The sequence below is a fragment of the Stenotrophomonas ginsengisoli genome (genome assembly GCF_001431485.1).
GTDB lineage: Bacteria > Pseudomonadota > Gammaproteobacteria > Xanthomonadales > Xanthomonadaceae > Stenotrophomonas > Stenotrophomonas ginsengisoli.
On sequence record NZ_LDJM01000032.1, the window covers coordinates 67308 to 85115 of the forward strand.

The window sequence follows — 17808 nt, forward strand, 5'->3', positions numbered from 1 at the left end:
AAAGGTTGTGTGTGATGTCAGACCCGCATTCGTACTGGATTGCCACCCCGGGCACCGCGCTGCACGGTGAGTTGAGCGTGCCCGGCGACAAATCCATTTCCCACCGTGCGGTGATGTTTGCCGCCCTGGCTGACGGCAGCAGCCGCATCGATGGCTTTCTGGAAGGCGAGGATACCCGCGCCACCGCGCGCATCTTCGAGCAGCTGGGCGTACGCATCGAAATCCCGTCAGGCAGCACCCGCATCGTTCATGGTGTCGGCGTGGATGGCCTGAAGGCACCGCAACAGGCCCTGGACTGCGGCAATGCCGGTACCGGCATGCGTCTGCTGGCCGGGCTGCTGGCCGCCCAGTCGTTTGACAGCACCCTGACCGGTGATGCCTCGCTGAGCAAGCGGCCGATGCGCCGGGTCACCGGCCCGTTGGCGCAGATGGGCGCGCGTATCGATACCGGTGATGACGGCACCCCGCCGTTGCACATCCATGGCGGGCAAGCGTTGACCGGCATCGACTATGCCTTGCCGGTGGCCAGTGCCCAGGTCAAGTCGGCGCTGCTGCTGGCCGGCCTGTATGCGGAAGGGGAGACCTCGGTACTCGAGCCGCACCCCACCCGCGACTACACCGAGCGCATGCTGCGTGCCTTTGGCGTGGCGATTGATTTTTCCCCCGGCCAAGCACGCCTGCGTGGCGGGCAGCGGCTGCGTGCCACCGACGTGGTGGTGCCGGCCGACTTCTCCTCGGCGGCGTTCTTCCTGGTCGCGGCCAGCATCATCCCCGGCTCGCAACTGTTGTTGCGCCAGGTGGGCCTGAACCCGCGTCGGACCGGCTTGTTGGCGGCGCTGAAACTGATGGGAGCAGACATCAGCACCTCCAACCACGCTCAGCAGGGTGGCGAAGAAGTGGCTGACCTGCATGTGCGCTATGCGCCCCTGCACGGCGCCGTGATTCCAGAAGCGCTGGTGCCGGACATGATCGACGAATTCCCGGCCTTGTTCGTCGCCGCGGCCGCAGCCACTGGCCAGACCGTGATCAGCGGCGCTGCCGAGTTGCGGGTCAAGGAATCAGACCGTCTGGCGGCCATGGCCACGGGCTTGCGCAGCCTGGGCATCCAGGTCGATGAGGTGGCCGACGGGGCAACGATCCATGGCGGGGTGATCGGCCCGGGCAGCATCCAGGCCCACGGCGACCACCGCATCGCGATGGCCTTTGCCATTGCCGGCCAGCTGGCCACGGGCCCGGTGCGGGTCAATGATGTGGCCAATGTGGCCACCTCGTTCCCGGGCTTTGACTCCCTGGCACGTGGCTGCGGCTTTGCCCTGCAGGCAGGACAATGAGCTGATCAGCGCTGCGCGTGGACGAGCTGCCCGGACACGGGCGGCTTGGTCTGGGTGTGTTGCTCACGCACCCAGAGCAGGGCGCTGAGGAACATGATCGCCACCAGCACGACGGTGACGGCGCTGCCGCGATGCATGCGCGGCAGTTTCCAGCTGGCTTGAAGGCGTCGGGACATGGGCATCTACGGCACGATGGCCGGCCATTGTGCTTGCATGGCCTGTAGCGGAAATGTGCACTGACGCCGGATTCAGACAAATCGGCGCGGCCTTTGGGCAGGGTCGTTCAGCTCAGGGACTGAATTCGATCGGTATCTGCACTTCCCCCGGCACGGGCTGCCCGGCACTGAGTGCCGGCTGGAAGCGCCAGCGCTGGACCGCATCCACAGCCGCGCGGTCCAGTGCACGCGAGCCGCTGCGTTCGGCAACCGAAACCCGGCTGGGCCGGCCCTGGCTGTCGACCAGGACGTTGAGCAGGACCACACCGCGTTCGCCCTTGCGCAGCGCACTGGCCGGATACTGCGGGGCCGGGCTTTGCTCGGCGATGCGCTGGGGCGGTGAATCGTTCGTGGATGACGACGGCACTGGTGTCGCCGGGGCCGTGGCTACCGGTTCAACCGGGGCGGCTTCGGCCAGTGGTTCCGGTGCGGCAGGTGGCGCCTGCTCCACCAGATGCGGCCTGGCCTGGTCGCTGCCCGGCTGCGGTGCCGGCATGTGGCTGGCCCCACCGGCAGCCATTGGCGTCGGCAGCGGGGCCAGGGCGATGTCCTGGGTCGGGGAGGCCTCGCCATCGGCCTGGAAGAAGGTCTTGTCGCGCCCACTTAGCCAGCTGAGCAGAAACAGCAGTACACCCAGGGCGAAGGCGGCAGCCACCCACAACCGCGCCCGGGGCGGGAAGGTGATGGAAAACGTGCGGGATGGTTGCTGCTGTAGTTCTTCGGTCATGGCGCGGCAGGCATCATTGAGAATCAAGCAACCCCATTGCACCGGTAGTGGCGCATGTGGTCAAGCATAAAAAAGCCGGAAGGGCGATAATGGCAGCTTGTTCCCAACGGTCACCGCACCATGCTTGATCCAGTCCTGCTTCGCCAACAACCCGCCGAACTTGCCCAGCAGCTGCTTGATACCCGCAGTTATGCGCTGGATGTGTCCGTGCTGGAGTCCCTGGAAGCCGACCGCAAGCGCATTCAGGTGCGTACCCAGGAATTGCAGAGCCTGCGCAACTCGCGCTCCAAGGCCATCGGCATGGCCAAGGCCAAGGGCGAGGACGCCTCGGCCATCATGGCCGAAGTCACCGCCTTCGCCGATGAGCTGAAGGCCTCGGAAATCCAGCTGGACCAGATCCGTGAGCAGATCGACGCCATTGCCCTGGCCATTCCCAACCTGCCGGCGGCCGATGTGCCCAAGGGCAAGGACGAAAGCCAGAACGTGGAAGTCAGCCGCTGGGGCACCCCGCGCAGCTTCGATTTCCCGGTCAAGGACCATGTCGAGCTGGGCGCCCGCAACGGCTGGCTGGATGCGGAAACCGCCGCCAAGCTGTCCGGCGCGCGTTTCACCGTGCTGCGCGGTCAGATGGCACGCCTGCACCGCGCCCTGGCCCAGTTCATGCTCGACCTGCACACCGGCGAGCATGGTTATGAAGAAACCAATGTGCCGGTGATCGTCAACAGCGATTCGCTGTTTGGCACCGGCCAGCTGCCCAAGTTCGAAGAGGACATGTTCGCCACCGAACTGGGGGAGGCCAAGCGCTACCTGATCTCCACCTCGGAAATCGCCCTGACCAACACCGTGCGCGATGACATCGTCGATGCGCAGCGGCTGCCGCTGCGCATGACCGCCCACTCGCTGTGCTTCCGTTCCGAAGCCGGCAGTGCCGGTCGCGATACCCGCGGCATGATCCGCCAGCATCAGTTCGAGAAGGTCGAGCTGGTGTCCATCGCCAGCCCGGCACAGAGCGATGCCGAACACGAGGCGATGACCCGCGCCGCCGAAGTGGTGCTGGAAAAGCTCGGCCTGCCGTACCGCAAGGTGCTGCTGTGCACCGGCGACATGGGCTTTGCCGCGCGCAAGACCTATGACCTGGAAGTCTGGCTGCCCTCGCAGGACACCTTCCGCGAGATTTCCTCGTGCTCCAACTGCGGTGACTTCCAGGCCCGCCGCATGCAGGCCCGTTTCCGCAACGAGGCCGGCAAGCCGGAACTGCTGCACACCTTGAATGGCTCCGGTGTGGCCGTCGGCCGTGCCCTGGTGGCGGTGCTGGAGAACTACCAGAACGCCGATGGCTCGATCAGCGTGCCGGAAGTGCTGCGTCCGTACATGGGCGGCATCGAGCGCCTGCAGTAAGCCCTGCTGGCGGCCATGCCCGGAGGCCCGCGCAAGCGGGCCTTTTTTGTGGCTGCCAAATGATGCGCGGGCCAGGTGTTGAAAGCGTACCGATCCGGCCCCATTTCGTTGCATGCGCAGCATCAAGCTGTTCCAATTCATCCAATTGTCCTGACAGCGCCACCATGACCGATCTCAACGACCTGTATTACTTCGCCATGGTGGTCGACCATGGTGGCTTCGCTGCGGCCGAGCGAGCCCTGGGCATTCCCAAGTCGCGTCTGAGCCGGCGCATCAGCCAGTTGGAAACCGAACTGGGGGTACGCCTGCTGCAGCGCTCCACCCGCCGCTTCGCCGTCACCGATGTGGGCATGAACGTGCACCGCCATGCCCAGGCCATGCTGGCAGAGGCGCAATCGGCGCGCGAGGTGGTGGACCGCCTCAGTGCCGAGCCGCGTGGCCTGGTCCGGGTCAGCGTGCCGGTCTCGCTGGCGCAGATGCAGCTGCCCAAGCTGTTGCCGCAGTTCCTCAAGGACCACCCGCAGGTACGCATCCAGCTCAATGTCACCAACCGCCGCGTCGACCTGATCAATGAAGGGGTGGATGTGGCCCTGCGCGTGCGCTCGCGCCTGGATGATGATGGTTCGCTGGTGATGCGCAGCTTCGGCCAGGTGCAGGAGCTGCTGGTGGCCAGTCCGGGCTATCTGGATCGCGCCGGCCGCCCGCAATCGCCGGAGGAGCTGGAGCAGCATGTCACCCTGAGCTCGAGCGAGGACGAGGCGCGCCAGCGTTGGGAGCTGCATGGACCGGAAGGGCAGGTGCGCCGGGTCGATCTGCAGCCGCGCCTGTCCGGCTTCGATTTCCCCTTGCTGCAGGCCATGGTCAAGGATGGCTTCGGCATCACCATGCTGCCGGAGACCGTGTGCGCCGATGCGGTACGCCGTGGCGAGCTGGAGGTGGTACTGCCGGGCTGGCGCCTGCCGCAGGGTATCTGCCATGCCGTGTTTGCCTCGCGCCGCGGCCTGCTGCCGGCGGTGCGGGTGTTCATCGACTACCTGGCCGAGCACCTGCCGGACATGCTCGAGTCTTCGCGCCTGGACTGCGGCGGCAAGTGCGAGCAACTGCGCGAGCAGCGCCCGCCGGTCTCGTTGTTGGCTGCAATGAACGTGGATGCCGGCTGAAATTTTACGCTTTTCGTGCGAGAATCGCACACCCGCTTGATGCCTGTTTTGTTTCGGCATCCGTACGGAGAGATGGCCGAGCGGTTTAAGGCACCGGTCTTGAAAACCGGCGAAGGGTCAAACCTTCCGTGGGTTCGAATCCCACTCTCTCCGCCAGTTGAAAGGCTCCAGCGTGCTGGGGCCTTTTTGCTATGCACAGGACAGCGCGATGAGCGATCAGCACAGCACCGATTTGCACTGGATGCGCCAGGCCCTGGCGTTGGCTGAGCGTGCGCGCAGCGAACACGACGAGATCCCGGTCGGGGCGGTGCTGCTGGGCCCGGACGGGCAACTGATCGGGGAAGGCTACAACCGCAACATCATCGACCATGACCCCAGCGCGCATGCCGAGATCATGGCCCTGCGTGTCGGCGGCCAGGTGCTGGGCAACCACCGCCTGATCGATTGCACCCTGTACGTGACCCTGGAGCCGTGCGCGATGTGCGCGATGGCCATTGTCCATGCCCGGGTCAAGCGCCTGGTGTTCGGCGCGGCCGACAGCAAGACCGGCGCCTGCGGTGGGGTGTTCGATTTGATCGGCGATCCGCGCCACAACCACAAGGTGACGGTGACATCGGGCGTTCTCGGTGAGCTGGCCAGCGTCACCCTGAGCAACTACTTCCGGGCCAAACGCGGGCGTCCGCTGCTGCCGCTGCCTGCCAGCCACTGCCACAGCGATGGCGGCGGCGTAGAATAGGGCGCTTGCCGGCCGCGATGCCGGCCTTCTTGGTTTTGACAAGGCGACGCAATGAGCAACCTGCAGCCCAATTTGGACCGGCTGATCTGGATCGATCTGGAAATGACCGGTCTGGATACCGACAACGATTCGATCATCGAAATCGCCACCGTGGTCACCGATGGCCAGCTCAATGTGCTTGCCGAAGGCCCGGAATATGCCATTGCCCACCCGCTGGAGCGGCTGGAGGCGATGGATGAGTGGAACCGCGGCCAGCACCGCCGTTCGGGCCTGTGGGACCGCGTGCTTGCCAGCCAGATCAGCCTGGCCCAGGCCGAGACCGATACGGTCAACTTCCTGGCCGAATGGATCAAGGCCGGTGCCTCGCCGATGTGCGGCAACACCATCTGCCAGGACCGCCGTTTCCTGCATCGCCAGATGCCGCGCCTGGAGCGCTACTTCCATTACCGCAACCTGGACGTGTCCACGATCAAGGAACTGGCCCGGCGCTGGAACCCGCAGGCACTGGCCGGCGTGGTCAAGACGGGCAGCCACACCGCGCTGAGCGATGTGCATGACTCGATCAACGAGCTCAAGCACTACCGTCAGTTCATGGGCGAGCTGTCCGGCCTGCCCAAGCCGGAATAAACAACATCCCATACGGTGAATCGACAAAAACCTGCCTTCGCGCAGGTTTTTTGTTGCCCGCACAAGCCGCCGGCGCGAAACTTTTCCTCGTTCCTCGTTCCTAATTTGCGTCCAACAAAAAGCCCCGCTTGCGCGGGGCTCCTTGTTGACGCTGACATCGGGCTAGGGATCAGCCCTGGGCCTTGGTCTTGGCCAGACGCAGCCAGGTGTCGACCACGGTGTCCGGGTTCAGCGACACCGACTCGATGCCTTCGGCCATCAGCCATTCGGCCAGATCCGGGTGATCGGACGGGCCCTGGCCGCAGATGCCCACGTACTTGCCCTTGGCGCGGGCGGCACTGATGGCCATCGACAGCATCTTCTTCACCGCCGGGTTGCGCTCGTCAAACAGGTGGGAAACGATGGCCGAGTCACGGTCCAGGCCCAGGGTCAGCTGGGTCAGGTCGTTGGAGCCGATCGAGAAGCCGTCGAAGATGTCCAGGAACTCGTCGGCCAGCAGGGCGTTGGAGGGGACCTCGCACATCATGATGACCTTCAGGCCGTTCTCGCCCTGACGCAGGCCGTTTTCAGCCAGCACCTCGATGACCTTGCGACCTTCTTCCAGGGTGCGCACGAACGGGATCATCACCCACAGGTTGTCCAGGCCCATCTCGTTGCGCACGCGCAGCACGGCCTGGCATTCCAGGGCAAAGGCCTTGGTGAAGGACGGATCGACATAACGGCTGGCGCCGCGGAAGCCGATCATCGGGTTCTCTTCGTGCGGCTCGTAACGCGGGCCGCCGACTAGGTTGGCGTACTCGTTGGACTTGAAGTCGGACAGGCGCACGATCACCGGGTTCGGTGCCACCGAGGCGGTCAGGGTGGCTATGCCTTCGGCCAGACGGTCCACGTAGAAGCTCACCGGATCCTTGTAACCGGCAATCTTGGCGTCGATCCTGGCCTTGGTTTCGGCATCCTGCTTGTCGTATTCCAGCAGCGCGTTGGGATGGATGCCGATGTGTGCGGCGATGATCATTTCCAGACGGGCCAGGCCGATGCCGGCGTTGGGCAGCTGGCCGAAGTCAAACGCACGTTCCGGGTTGGCAACGTTCATCATGATCTTCAGCGGGGCCGGCGGCATGTTGTCCAGGTTGGTGACAATGCGCTCGAAGGGCAGGATGCCGGCATAGATGTTGCCGGTGTCGCCTTCGGCGCAGCTCACGGTCACTTCCTGGCCGTCGCTGATCAGGTCCAGCGCATTGCCGGTACCGACCACGGCCGGCACGCCCAGCTCACGGGCGATGATCGCCGCGTGGCAGGTACGGCCGCCACGGTTGGTGACGATGGCCGCAGCGCGCTTCATCACCGGTTCCCAGTCCGGGTCGGTCATGTCGGCCACCAGCACATCGCCCGGCTGCACGCGGTCCATGTCTTCCAGCGAGCGGACCACACGGGCCACGCCGGCGCCGATCTTCTGGCCGATGGCACGGCCTTCGGCGATCACCTGGCCGGTGCCCTGGAGCAGGTAACGCTCCATCTGGGTGGCCTTGGCGCGCGACTTCACCGTTTCCGGGCGGGCCTGGACGATGAACAGCTTGCCGCTCACGCCGTCCTTGGCCCACTCGATGTCCATCGGGCGGCCGTAGTGCTTTTCGATGATCAGGGCCTGCTTGGACAGTTCCTGCACGTCCTCATCGGAGATGGAGAAGGTGTTGCGCAGCGCCGCCGGGGTGTCCTCGATCCGCACGCGCTCGCCCGGGACGTCCGAATAGACCATGCGGATGGCCTTGGAGCCGAGCGAACGGCGCAGGATCGCCGGCTTGCCGGCGGTCAGGGTGGGCTTGTAGACGTAGAACTCGTCCGGGTTGACCGCACCCTGCACGACCATTTCGCCCAGGCCGAAGGACGAGGTCACAAAGACCACGTCGCGGAAACCGGATTCGGTATCCAGGGTGAACAGCACGCCGGACGAACCCACGCCCGAGCGCACCATCAGCTGCACACCGGCCGACAGGAACACGTCCTCGTGCTTGAAGCCGTGGTGGACGCGGTAGGCAATGGCGCGGTCGTTGTACAGCGAGGCGAACACTTCCTTGACCTTGTGCACGACGTCCTCGGCACCGGTCACATTGAGGAAGGTTTCCTGCTGGCCGGCAAACGACGCATCGGGCAGATCTTCGGCAGTGGCCGACGAACGCACGGCCACGGCCACCTCACCGCCGCCGTTTTCGGCGCACAGCTGGGCATAGGCGGCGCGGATGTCGGCGTCCAGTTCCGGCTGCAGGGGGGCGTCGATGACCCAGCTGCGGATTTCCTTGCCGGCCACGGTCAGCGCGCCAACGTCTTCCACATCCAGCGTGGCCAGCTTGTCGAAGATGCGCTGGGACAGGTTGTTGTGGGCGATGAACGCCTTGAAGGCATCGGAGGTGGTGGCGTAACCGCCCGGCACCGAGACGCCCAGACCGGCCAGGTTGCCGATCATTTCGCCCAGCGAGGAGTTCTTGCCACCCACGCGGGCCAGATCGGCCAGGCGCAGCTCATGCAACCACAGGATGTTCTCGTTCAACGCGATGCTCCGTTGTGCCATCACCCGGGGTGGGCTGCTGGCCACGTCCGTAGGAAAAGTGCGCATATGATGCAGTGCACACCGAACTGAAACAAGTTACTGTGCATGCTTTCCGTTTCGTTTCATCGGTGACTTCACATGAGCCTTGATGCGCTGCCGATCCGCCCGGTTTTCTATGTCTCCGACGGCACCGGCATCACCGCTGAAACGCTTGGCCACAGCCTGCTGACCCAGTTCTCCGGGTTCAACTTCATCACCGAGCGGCTGGCCTTCATCGATGACCCGGCCAAGACCGAAAACGCCTGCAGCCGCATCGTGCTGGCCGCCGAGCGCTACAACGTGCGCCCGATCGTGATCAGCTCCTGCGTGGACGCCAGCCGTACCGCGCGCCTGCGCGAGAGCGGGGCGCTGGTGATCGACGTGATGGGGCCCTCCATCGCCACCCTGGAAGCTGAATTGGACGCGCGGCACATGGCCCGGGTCGGCCAGGCGCACGGCATCGTGGATTTCGAGCGCTACCACCGCCGCATCAATGCGATGAATTTCGCCCTGACCCACGATGACGGGGTGGCGATCAACTACGACGACGCCGATGTGATCCTGGTGGCCGTCTCACGCGCCGGCAAGACGCCCACCTGCATCTACCTGGCCCTGCATTACGGCATCCGTGCGGCCAACTATCCGTTGACCGACGAAGACCTGGAGCACGATCGCCTGCCGCCGCGTCTGCGCCCTTACCGCAACAAGCTGTTCGGCCTGACCATCGACCCGGAAAAGCTGGCCCAGGTGCGTCAGGAGCGCCGTCCCAATTCGCGCTACGCCGCGCTGGAGACCTGCAAGCGCGAGGTCGCCGCAGCAGAAACCATGCTGCGCATGGAGCGCATCCCCACCTTGAGCACCACCCATACCTCGATCGAGGAAATTTCCAGCAAGGTGATGACCTCGCTGGACCTGAACCGCGGGATGCTCTGAGCTTGCCGGCCAACACTGCCCACAGCCTGCCGGCGCGGGCCCATGGCCTGGTGCCCTCGATGAGCCGGCTGGGCTGGCTGATCGGCCTGCAGGAGGAGAACCTGCGCCAGCTGCGCCGCCTGTTTGCGCCGCAGGCGCTGGCCGATGGCGTGTACCTGTCCCGTGTCGGCGATGGCCTGGATGTACGCCTGGAAGTGCTGGCCAACCACCGCTACACCCAGGAGCTGCGCCTGAGCTACCTGCTGTGCGACCCGCTGACCGGCACCCCGGACCCGTCGGCGCACATCCGCCTCTACCACGATGCCGGCCTGGCCGAGGCCACCCACTGCTATGTGGGCCGTCGCTGGCAGGATGTGATCGGGCTGGATGCACCGGCGCGCCGGATCATCGGCCACCGGGTGCGGATGAACACCTTCCTGGGCAAATGGCTGGATTACCTGGCCGCGCAGGGCCATGGCGTGGCCACGCTGCAGCGCAGCCTGCCGGCACCCTTGGATGCCGGGCGCATCGCTGGTTGAGCCGTAGACGTAGCCGGGCACAGGCGGCGGCCTTGCGGTCATACTGTGGGCTTGTCACCCGGTAGCGCCTTCCATGCCTTACACCCCGATCGTGGCCACCCTGGGCTACGTCCTTTCGCCGGACCGCCGCCAGGTCCTGATGATCCACCGCAATGCCCGCCCCGGCGACCAGCATCTGGGCAAGTACAACGGCCTGGGCGGCAAGATCGAACGCGATGAGGACGTGGCTGCCGGCATGCGCCGCGAAATCGCCGAGGAAGCCGGTATCGAGGTCACCTCGATGCAGCTGCGCGGCACCATCAGCTGGCCCGGCTTCGGCAAGGGCGGCGAAGACTGGCTGGGCTTCATCTTCCTGATCGACGGCTACACCGGCACCCCGCTGCAGTCCAACCCGGAAGGCAGCCTGGAATGGGTGGACCGCGAACAGCTGCATACCCTGCCGATGTGGGAGGGCGACCGCCATTTCCTGCCCCTGGTGTTCGATGACGATGCACGCCCGTTCCACGGGGTGATGCCCTACAGCGGCGGGCAGATGCAGTCCTGGCAATACAGCCGCCTGTAACCGGGCCGTTGCGTCGCTGCGGGCCTGCGCCACACCCGGCACACGGCGCAGGGGTTACCCTGTGGGCATTCTTGTTGCGTGAGCTGCCATGAAACGTCACTTCTCGATGCTGCGTGATTTCCAGCTGGCTGACTGGTTCACCCTGGGTAATGCCTTCTGCGGTACCGGCGCGGTGTTTGCCGCGCTGCGTTATGGCCAGGACGGCCAGGTGCGCCAGCTGCTGCTGGGCATGGCACTGATCCCGCTGGCCTTCATCTTCGACGCGCTGGACGGGCGCATTGCGCGCTGGCGCAAGACCAGTTCCACCCTCGGGCGCGAGCTGGATTCACTGGCCGATGTGATCTCCTTCGGCGTTGCCCCGGCCGCGCTGGCCTACGCCTGCGGCATGCAGGGCGGTTGGGACTGGCTGATCCTGAGCTTCTTCGTCTGCTGCGGGGTCAGCCGCCTGGCCCGTTACAACGTCACCGCCGAGGCCCTGTCCGGCGCCGATGACAAGGTGCCGTATTTCGAAGGCACGCCGATTCCCAGCAGCCTGGCCCTGGTGGTGGTGCTGGCCATTGCCGCCTGGCAGGGCGCGCTGGGGCAGCAGCTGTGGGGCGGGGTGTGGCAGCTGGGACCGTGGCAGCTGCATCCGCTGGTGCTGCTGTTCGCCGTGTCCGGCAGCCTGATGATCAGCAAGACCTTGCGCATCCCCAAGCCCTGAGCCGGGCCCCGGCGCTGCTATGATCGGGCTTTGCCTTCCTCAGCGCCGCAATGATCGACGATACGGGCCACGCACACGATTCCACGCAGCGCCAGCTCCATGAGTATTTCAGTGCCTGGCTGCGCGCCATCGGCCAGGCCGCGGGTAACGGGGGCGCCCCGGGCGCTGATGGCCTGGGCAGCCTGGCCGGCGGCCCCTGGCTGCAGGCCATCCATCAACTGGCACGGCAGGCGCTGGAACAGGGCCTGGACAGTGCCGGCATCGTCCAGGCCTGGCGGCAGATCCTGCAGCAGGGCCTGTGGCCGGACAGCCTGCCGCTGGGCAACCTGTTTGATGGCATCCAGCCCCCCTGGGCCCAGGCCGGTAGCGACTGGCTGGACCAACCGGCCTTCGGCCCGTTGCGCGAGCACCTGCAGCGCTGGCAACAGCTGGCCCAGCAGCATCGCCAGAGCCAGGCCGGGTTCGCCAATTGGCAGGCGTTGCTGACCCGGATCCGGGAACTGGCTCTGGAGCAGTTTGAAAGCCTGCTGCGCGCCCATGAGCAACGCCCTCTGGCTGACGCCCGCGCCCTGTTGGACCTGTGGGTGGAGGCGGCCGAGAACGCCTGGCAGCAGGTGGCCATGGGCGAGGAATTTGCCCAGCTGCTGGGCCAGCTCAACCAGGCCCAGATGCAGCTGATCCAGGCCCAGCAGGGCGAGGCCGAGCGCGTCTACGCGACGCTGGGCATCGCCAGCCGACGCGAGCTGGACCAGGCCTACGCACGTATCGATGCGCTGGAGCGCCAGGTGCGTCAGTTGCTGGCCGCACAGGCCGCGCCGGCCGCTGGTACCGGCGCCAAGCCGCGCCGCGCCGCTGCCAGCAAGACGGCCAGCAAGAAAGCCAGCAAGACAGCTCCGTCGCCCGCGGCGAAGGGCAAACCCGCCCGCAGCGCTACGACCGCGGTACCGAAGGCGAAAACCGCCACCAGGACGGCGGCTGGCGCATCGGCGGCCAACACGGCCGGCAGCAAGCGCCGCGCGCGTCGTACGGACAAGGGCTGAGCCATGGCACGCAGCCCCCTGGGCTTTGACCTGGCGGCGCTGGCCGCGGAGACGGCCAGGCTCCAGCAACAACTGGCCGAGGGCCTGCAGATCCTGCCGCAGGTCGGCGAGGTCAGTGTCGGTGTCAGCCCGCGCCAGCAGGTCTGGCAGGACGGCAAGGTCAGCCTGTACCGGTTCCTTGCCGAAGAGGGGGTGCAGACACCGGCACGCCAGCCCCTGCTGGTGGTGTATGCGCTGGTCAACCGGCCCTACATGATCGACCTGCAGCAGGATCGCTCGCTGGTCCAGCGCCTGTTGGCGCTGGGGCACGATGTGTATGTGCTGGACTGGGGTTATCCGGACCGCGGTGACCGCTACCTGCAGGTGGATGACTACGTGCTGCGCTACATCGATGGCGCCGTACGCCACCTGTGCGCAGCCAGTGGCCAGGGCAGCATCGACCTGCTCGGCGTATGCCAGGGGGGAGTGTTCTCGCTGTGTTATGCGGCCCTGGAGCCGGCGCGGGTGCGCAACCTGATCACCATGGTCACCCCGGTGGACTTCCACAGCGAGGGCAACATGCTCGGCCAGTGGGCAAGGGCGCTGGATGTGGACCTGCTGGTGGACACGCTGGGCAACATTCCCGCTGACCTGATGAACATCAGTTACCTGATGCTCAAGCCGTTCCGCTTGAACCTGCACAAATACGTGGCCATGCTCGACATCCTGCATGACCGTCAGGCCCTGGCGGATTTCCTGCGCATGGAAAAGTGGATCTTCGATTCCCCGGACATGGCCGGTGCGGCCTTTGCCCAGTTCATCAAGCAGTTCTACCAGGCCAATGGACTGGTCCACGGCACGGTCGAGCTTGACGGCCGCACGGTGGACCTGTCGCGGGTGTGCATGCCGGTGCTCAACATCTATGCCGAGCAGGACCACCTGGTCCCGCCGGCCGCCTCGCAGGCGCTGGCCGGCCTGGTCGGCACCGGCGACTACAGCGAGCACAGCTTTGCCGGTGGCCATATCGGCATCTATGTCTCTTCCCGCGCCCAGCGCGAGGTGCCGGCCTGCATTGACGGATGGCTGCGTGCCCGCCGCTAGCGGCCGTCTGCGCTGGCTTCTGCGGGCGGCAGGCTACACCCTGGGCGCCCTGTGGACCCTGCCCAATAGCGTGATCGGCCTGCTCGGCGGCCTCGCCGCGATGCCGCGCGGGGCCCGGCCACGCTGGAGCCAACGTGATCTGGCGGTGGTTTTCATCGGCTATCCATGGGGGCCGGGCGGGGCCATCACCTTCGGCAATGTGATCCTGGCCACCGGTCAGGACCTGGATGTGGCCTGCACCACCTACGCCCACCGAGCCGGGTGGTGCCGGCAGCCGATGATGCGTCTGGGCGACCACGAGCGCGCCCACGTGCTGCAGTACATGGTGCTGGGCCTGGCTTTCGGGCCGCTGTACCTGCTGTGCGGCGGGATCAGCGCGGCCAACCGTTTCGAGCGTGCTGCCGACCGCTATGCCCTGACCGGGCGTGGCTGGTGGCCATGGGCGCGTGACTGAGCGCACGTTTTGGCCTGCGCTGACATTGTTCTCAGGTTTTTGACACAAAATTTTAAGGACCTATCCGGGATCATTGCGCCTGCAACATCGCACGACAGGAGATTCACCCATGACGCACGTTATTTACGTCGGGGGCAGCAAGGACGGTACCCGGGGGATGATGCCCTATGGCCTGCGCAAGCTTCAGGCCGATGGACAGCAGGGCAGGGAGATCTACGTGGAAAAGACCATGGAGCTCAATGGCATTGGCCGGATCAGGGTCATGGCCCTGGAAGGCCTGCACGAAGAAGCACTGATCAAGCAACTGCACCACCACTACCGCTGAAGCGGTGCACACGATGGCTATCGCCATCGCTCGCGGAGCAGGACAATAGGGGTTTTCCTGCGTCCTGCTCCGCATGCATATTCCGGCAACCGATCACACCATCACGGCCCAGCTGGCCAGCGAGGTCAACGCCACTGCCACCCAGGTGATGGCGGCGACGCGCCTGCTCGACGATGGCGCCACCGTGCCGTTCATTGCACGCTACCGCAAGGAAGCCACGGGCGGCCTGGATGACGGCCAGCTGCGCACCCTGCAACAACGCCTGATTTACCTGCGCGAGCTGGAACAGCGCCGCGCCGCGATCCTGGCCAGCATCCAGGAACAGGACAAGCTGGAGGAGGGATTGCGCCAGCGCATCGCCGCGGCCGGCAGCAAGGCCTTGCTGGAAGACCTGTACCTGCCGTACAAGCCGCGCCGGCGCACGCGCGCCCAGATGGCCCGCGAGGCCGGCCTGGAGCCCTTGGCCCAGGCCCTGCTTGCACAGCCGCAGCAGAGCCCGGAGCAGCTGGCCGGCCAATATGTGGATGCGCAGCGCGGGGTTGCCGACATCGCTGCGGCCCTGGAAGGGGCGCGGCATATCCTGATTGAAGGTTGGAGCGAGCAGGCCGGCCTGCTCGGAGCGCTGCGCAGCTGGTTTGCCCAGCAGGCCGTGCTGCAGTCGCGCTTGCTGCGCGGCAAGGAACACGAAGCGCAGAAGTACCGCGACTATTTTGCCCATGACGAGACCCTGGCCGGGATTGCCTCCCACCGTCTGCTGGCGCTGTTGCGCGGCGAGCGCGAAGGCCTGCTGCGGCTGGAACTGGTGCCCGGGCGTGATGCGGAGCAGGGCACCAGCCAAGCCATCGCCCTGCTGGCCCGGCATGCCGGGGTCGCCGCGCGCGGCCGGCCCGCCGATGCCTGGCTGTGGGCCGGCTGCGAGCGGGCTTGGAAGGACCGCCTGCATGGCAACCTGTCCACCCAGCTGCTGGCCGCCGCCCGCGAACAGGCCCAGGCCCAGGCCATTGCCGTGTTCAGTGCCAACCTGGGGGACCTGCTGCTGGCCGCACCGGCCGGGCGCAAGGTGGTGCTGGGGGTCGACCCGGGCATCCGCACCGGCTGCAAGCTGGCCGTGGTCGATGACACCGGCAAGTTGCTCGATACCGCCACCATTTACCCGCACGAGCCGCGCCGGCAGTGGGCACAGTCCCTGGCGGTGCTGGAGCAGTTGTGCCAGCGCCACCAAGTGGCCCTGGTGGCGATCGGCAACGGCACGGCCAGTCGCGAGACCGACACCCTGGTCAGTGAGCTGCTGACGGCCCTGCCGGCCGCCACGCGGCCGCGCAAGGTGGTGGTCAGCGAGGCGGGGGCATCGGTGTACTCGGCCTCCGAACTGGCAGCCAATGAATTGCCGCAGCTGGATGTATCGCTGCGCGGTGCGGTGTCCATCGCCCGTCGCCTGCAGGATCCGCTGGCCGAACTGGTCAAGATCGAACCCAAGGCCATCGGTGTGGGCCAGTACCAGCACGACGTGGACCAGAACCAGCTGGCGCAGTCACTGGATGCGCGTCTGGAGGACTGCGTCAATGCCGTTGGCGTGGACGTCAACACGGCTTCGGCGGCCCTGCTGGAGCATGTGGCCGGGGTCAACAGCACGGTGGCGGCCAATATCGTGGCCCACCGTGATACCCACGGCGCTTTCCGCCGCCGCCGCGACCTGCTCAAGGTGGCCCGCCTGGGCCCGCGCTGCTATGAGCAGTGCGCGGGCTTTCTGCGCATCCATGGTGGCGATGAACCGCTGGATGCCTCGGCCGTGCATCCGGAGGCCTACCCGCTGGTAGCGCGGATCCTGGATGACTGCGGCAAGTCGATCCAGCAGCTGATCGGTGACCGCCAGACCCTGCGTGGCATCGATCCGGCGCGCTTTGTCGATGCCAGCTTCGGCTTGCCCACCGTGCGCGACATCCTGCAGGAGCTGGAGAAACCCGGCCGCGACCCGCGCCCGGAATTCGTCACCGTCCGCTTTGATCAATCCGTGCAGACCTTGGCCGACCTCAAGGTCGGCATGTGGCTGGAAGGGGTGGTCAGCAATGTGGCCGCCTTCGGTGCATTCGTGGATATCGGCGTGCATCAGGACGGCCTGGTCCATATCTCCCAGCTGGCCGAGGGCTACATCAAGGACCCGCGCCAGGCGGTCAAGGCCGGGCAGGTGGTCAAGGTGCGTGTTGTCGAAGTGGACGTGGCGCGCAAGCGCATTGCGCTGAGCTGTCGTGCACAAAGTGCTGCCGATGCAGCTGGCCAGCCACGTGCCGACAACCGCCCGCCGCGTGCCCGGGCCGATGACAGGCGCGCAGGTGATCAGCAGCGCGCCAGACCGCAGGCCCCGGCCGCAGCGCCCGGGGCGCTGGCCTTGGCCTTGGCCCAGGCGCGTGGCAACAAGCCGGGATGAGGGCTCAGCTGTAACGGCGGGCCAGGGTGATGGCGTCGATCAGGTCGCTCATCCCCGGTGGCCGGTTGAGCAGGATGGTGGTGTCATAGGCCGCCGGCAGGGCAGGCGGGTCGCACCCGATCAAGGTGATGAAGTCGATCCCCAGCTGGCGGATCGCCGTGGCCAGCGGGGCCACGGTGCCCGCCTGCTCATGTGGCAGGTCGATCAGCACCAGTTCCGGGCGCGGCTGGGCGAACAGCCGCTCGTTGGCATCGGCATAGGTGTGGCTGACCGTGATGTTGCCGTAGCCCAGATGCCTGAGCTGCATGCACAGCAGGAAGCTGCTGGATGGATCCCCTTCCACTATGAGCAGATGCAAACAAGCCCCCATGACACATCGTGTTCCCCGTAAACAACGAGAATGGGAACAAAAGCGATGTGAAGGCTTGATGCCGTCGGAAAGTTGACGCGTGATGCCGGGAGCACGGCTTTGCCCCATGGCGACGCCGCCAGCTGGGGTGCTGGACGTAACGCATCAGCAATGTAAACAGCGCAATTGCCGCATACCTCAAGGGCACCGCATCACGAGGATGCCCTTGCCCGGGCCAGGTGGATCCTGGTTTCGCAGCCTCTTCCCATTGCTCAGGGCCAACTGCACGGCTCGGGATTTCGTCGGATAGCCCGCCGGCCCGTTCCTCGTCAGTCTGATGTGGACGGCACCGTTGGCCAGCGACAACGATGATTCAAGTGCCTGAAAAAGCCTCTCCGCTCCCCAAGGAGCAGCCGATAGGTGCCCCTGTGGCGGCCGATGCGATCAGCCCTGGCTGAGGTACTTCCGGGGTGGCATGTAGTACAGCTGGTAGTACAAACGGTAGTGCAGGGCACAAAAAAGCCCCTGATATACAAGGTTTCCTTGCAAATCAGAGGCTTGTTTGTTCTTGGTGCCGAAGGTGGGACTCGAACCCACACGCTTTTAAGGGCGGCGGATTTTGAGTCCGCTGCGTCTACCGA

The 17808-nt window shown here is 65.9% G+C and carries 18 protein-coding genes and 1 tRNA gene; 15 read left to right on the plus strand and 4 right to left on the minus strand.

Annotated features, from left to right (window positions below; genetic code table 11):
- Window positions 1-14 precede the first annotated feature (14 nt).
- Window positions 15-1331 carry a 3-phosphoshikimate 1-carboxyvinyltransferase gene (gene aroA / locus ABB30_RS12370; protein ID WP_057638626.1) on the plus strand — a complete coding sequence of 439 codons (1317 nt, stop codon included), beginning with the start codon at window positions 15-17 and terminating at the stop codon, window positions 1329-1331.
- Between the two features lie 5 nt (window positions 1332-1336).
- Here aroA and ABB30_RS16520 read toward each other — a convergent pair whose 3' ends face one another.
- The gene (locus tag ABB30_RS16520) at window positions 1337-1507 is read right to left on the minus strand and encodes a hypothetical protein (RefSeq protein ID WP_161808861.1); all 171 of its coding nucleotides are present in this window, start codon (window positions 1505-1507) and stop codon (window positions 1337-1339) included.
- Window positions 1508-1619: 112 nt separating this feature from the next.
- On the minus strand, window positions 1620-2273 hold the full coding sequence (locus ABB30_RS12375) for an energy transducer TonB (protein WP_057638643.1): 654 nt from the start codon (window positions 2271-2273) through the stop codon (window positions 1620-1622).
- A 120-nt stretch (window positions 2274-2393) separates the two neighbouring features.
- On the opposite strand from ABB30_RS12375, the gene serS reads away from it, so the two are divergent.
- From serS to orn, 5 genes are all read left to right on the plus strand, one after another.
- Window positions 2394-3671: a serine--tRNA ligase gene (gene serS / locus ABB30_RS12380; RefSeq protein WP_057638627.1), complete on the plus strand. Its 1278-nt coding sequence runs from the start codon at window positions 2394-2396 to the stop codon at window positions 3669-3671.
- A 164-nt stretch (window positions 3672-3835) separates the two neighbouring features.
- Entirely contained in the window at window positions 3836-4831 is a 996-nt protein-coding gene (locus tag ABB30_RS12385; RefSeq protein ID WP_057638628.1) for a LysR family transcriptional regulator, read from the plus strand.
- Between the two features lie 66 nt (window positions 4832-4897).
- Window positions 4898-4987: transfer RNA gene (locus tag ABB30_RS12390), tRNA-Ser, on the plus strand.
- Window positions 4988-5039: 52 nt separating this feature from the next.
- Window positions 5040-5567: a tRNA adenosine(34) deaminase TadA gene (gene tadA / locus ABB30_RS12395; RefSeq protein ID WP_057638629.1), complete on the plus strand. Its 528-nt coding sequence runs from the start codon at window positions 5040-5042 to the stop codon at window positions 5565-5567.
- 51 nt (window positions 5568-5618) lie between these two features.
- A complete protein-coding gene (gene orn / locus ABB30_RS12400; RefSeq protein ID WP_057638630.1) occupies window positions 5619-6194 on the plus strand; it encodes an oligoribonuclease in 576 nt (191 codons plus the stop codon).
- Between the two features lie 169 nt (window positions 6195-6363).
- On the opposite strand, the gene ppsA is transcribed toward orn, so the two are convergent.
- A complete protein-coding gene (gene ppsA / locus ABB30_RS12405; protein ID WP_057638631.1) occupies window positions 6364-8739 on the minus strand; it encodes a phosphoenolpyruvate synthase in 2376 nt (791 codons plus the stop codon).
- Between the two features lie 138 nt (window positions 8740-8877).
- Here ppsA and ppsR point away from each other — a divergent pair, with 138 nt between their 5' ends.
- The 9 genes from ppsR to ABB30_RS12450 all read left to right on the plus strand — a co-directional run bounded on the left by ppsR (window position 8878) and on the right by ABB30_RS12450 (window position 16818).
- Window positions 8878-9711, plus strand: a complete 834-nt coding sequence (ppsR, locus tag ABB30_RS12410; protein WP_057638632.1) for a posphoenolpyruvate synthetase regulatory kinase/phosphorylase PpsR — start codon at window positions 8878-8880, stop codon at window positions 9709-9711.
- A 59-nt stretch (window positions 9712-9770) separates the two neighbouring features.
- Entirely contained in the window at window positions 9771-10229 is a 459-nt protein-coding gene (locus tag ABB30_RS12415; RefSeq protein WP_057638644.1) for a DUF1249 domain-containing protein, read from the plus strand.
- Between the two features lie 73 nt (window positions 10230-10302).
- Entirely contained in the window at window positions 10303-10791 is a 489-nt protein-coding gene (locus ABB30_RS12420; RefSeq protein WP_057638633.1) for an NUDIX hydrolase, read from the plus strand.
- Between the two features lie 88 nt (window positions 10792-10879).
- Window positions 10880-11494 carry a CDP-alcohol phosphatidyltransferase family protein gene (locus tag ABB30_RS12425; RefSeq protein WP_057638634.1) on the plus strand — a complete coding sequence of 205 codons (615 nt, stop codon included), beginning with the start codon at window positions 10880-10882 and terminating at the stop codon, window positions 11492-11494.
- Window positions 11495-11544: 50 nt separating this feature from the next.
- On the plus strand, window positions 11545-12534 hold the full coding sequence (locus tag ABB30_RS12430) for a poly(R)-hydroxyalkanoic acid synthase subunit PhaE (protein WP_057638635.1): 990 nt from the start codon (window positions 11545-11547) through the stop codon (window positions 12532-12534).
- A gap of 3 nt (window positions 12535-12537) precedes the next feature.
- On the plus strand, window positions 12538-13614 hold the full coding sequence (phaC, locus tag ABB30_RS12435; protein WP_057638636.1) for a class III poly(R)-hydroxyalkanoic acid synthase subunit PhaC: 1077 nt from the start codon (window positions 12538-12540) through the stop codon (window positions 13612-13614).
- Window positions 13601-14068 (plus strand): hypothetical protein, encoded by a 468-nt coding sequence (locus ABB30_RS12440; protein WP_245626504.1) that lies wholly within the window; start codon window positions 13601-13603, stop codon window positions 14066-14068. The genes phaC and ABB30_RS12440 overlap by 14 nt, the downstream gene beginning before the upstream one ends.
- Window positions 14069-14177: 109 nt before the next feature.
- Window positions 14178-14393, plus strand: coding sequence for a hypothetical protein (locus tag ABB30_RS12445; RefSeq protein WP_057638637.1), 216 nt, complete (start codon window positions 14178-14180; stop codon window positions 14391-14393).
- Between the two features lie 73 nt (window positions 14394-14466).
- On the plus strand, window positions 14467-16818 hold the full coding sequence (locus ABB30_RS12450; RefSeq protein ID WP_057638638.1) for a Tex family protein: 2352 nt from the start codon (window positions 14467-14469) through the stop codon (window positions 16816-16818).
- A gap of 4 nt (window positions 16819-16822) precedes the next feature.
- Here the strand turns inward: ABB30_RS12450 and ABB30_RS12455 are convergent, their stop codons facing one another.
- Window positions 16823-17176, minus strand: a complete 354-nt coding sequence (locus tag ABB30_RS12455) for an ANTAR domain-containing protein (protein WP_152980731.1) — start codon at window positions 17174-17176, stop codon at window positions 16823-16825.
- Between the last annotated feature and the right edge of the window lie 632 nt (window positions 17177-17808).

Bases quoted from the DNA above. Each gene is read 5' to 3' on its own strand.
- aroA (WP_057638626.1), top strand. From the start codon at position 15: ATGTCAGACCCGCATTCGTACTGGATTGCCACCCCGGGCACCGCGCTG.
- ABB30_RS16520 (WP_161808861.1), bottom strand. From the start codon at position 1,507: ATGTCCCGACGCCTTCAAGCCAGCTGGAAACTGCCGCGCATGCATCGC.
- ABB30_RS12375 (WP_057638643.1), bottom strand. From the start codon at position 2,273: ATGACCGAAGAACTACAGCAGCAACCATCCCGCACGTTTTCCATCACC.
- serS (WP_057638627.1), top strand. From the start codon at position 2,394: ATGCTTGATCCAGTCCTGCTTCGCCAACAACCCGCCGAACTTGCCCAG.
- ABB30_RS12385 (WP_057638628.1), top strand. From the start codon at position 3,836: ATGACCGATCTCAACGACCTGTATTACTTCGCCATGGTGGTCGACCAT.
- tadA (WP_057638629.1), top strand. From the start codon at position 5,040: ATGAGCGATCAGCACAGCACCGATTTGCACTGGATGCGCCAGGCCCTG.
- orn (WP_057638630.1), top strand. From the start codon at position 5,619: ATGAGCAACCTGCAGCCCAATTTGGACCGGCTGATCTGGATCGATCTG.
- ppsR (WP_057638632.1), top strand. From the start codon at position 8,878: ATGAGCCTTGATGCGCTGCCGATCCGCCCGGTTTTCTATGTCTCCGAC.
- ABB30_RS12415 (WP_057638644.1), top strand. From the start codon at position 9,771: ATGAGCCGGCTGGGCTGGCTGATCGGCCTGCAGGAGGAGAACCTGCGC.
- ABB30_RS12420 (WP_057638633.1), top strand. From the start codon at position 10,303: ATGCCTTACACCCCGATCGTGGCCACCCTGGGCTACGTCCTTTCGCCG.
- ABB30_RS12425 (WP_057638634.1), top strand. From the start codon at position 10,880: ATGAAACGTCACTTCTCGATGCTGCGTGATTTCCAGCTGGCTGACTGG.
- ABB30_RS12430 (WP_057638635.1), top strand. From the start codon at position 11,545: ATGATCGACGATACGGGCCACGCACACGATTCCACGCAGCGCCAGCTC.
- phaC (WP_057638636.1), top strand. From the start codon at position 12,538: ATGGCACGCAGCCCCCTGGGCTTTGACCTGGCGGCGCTGGCCGCGGAG.
- ABB30_RS12445 (WP_057638637.1), top strand. From the start codon at position 14,178: ATGACGCACGTTATTTACGTCGGGGGCAGCAAGGACGGTACCCGGGGG.
- ABB30_RS12450 (WP_057638638.1), top strand. From the start codon at position 14,467: ATGCATATTCCGGCAACCGATCACACCATCACGGCCCAGCTGGCCAGC.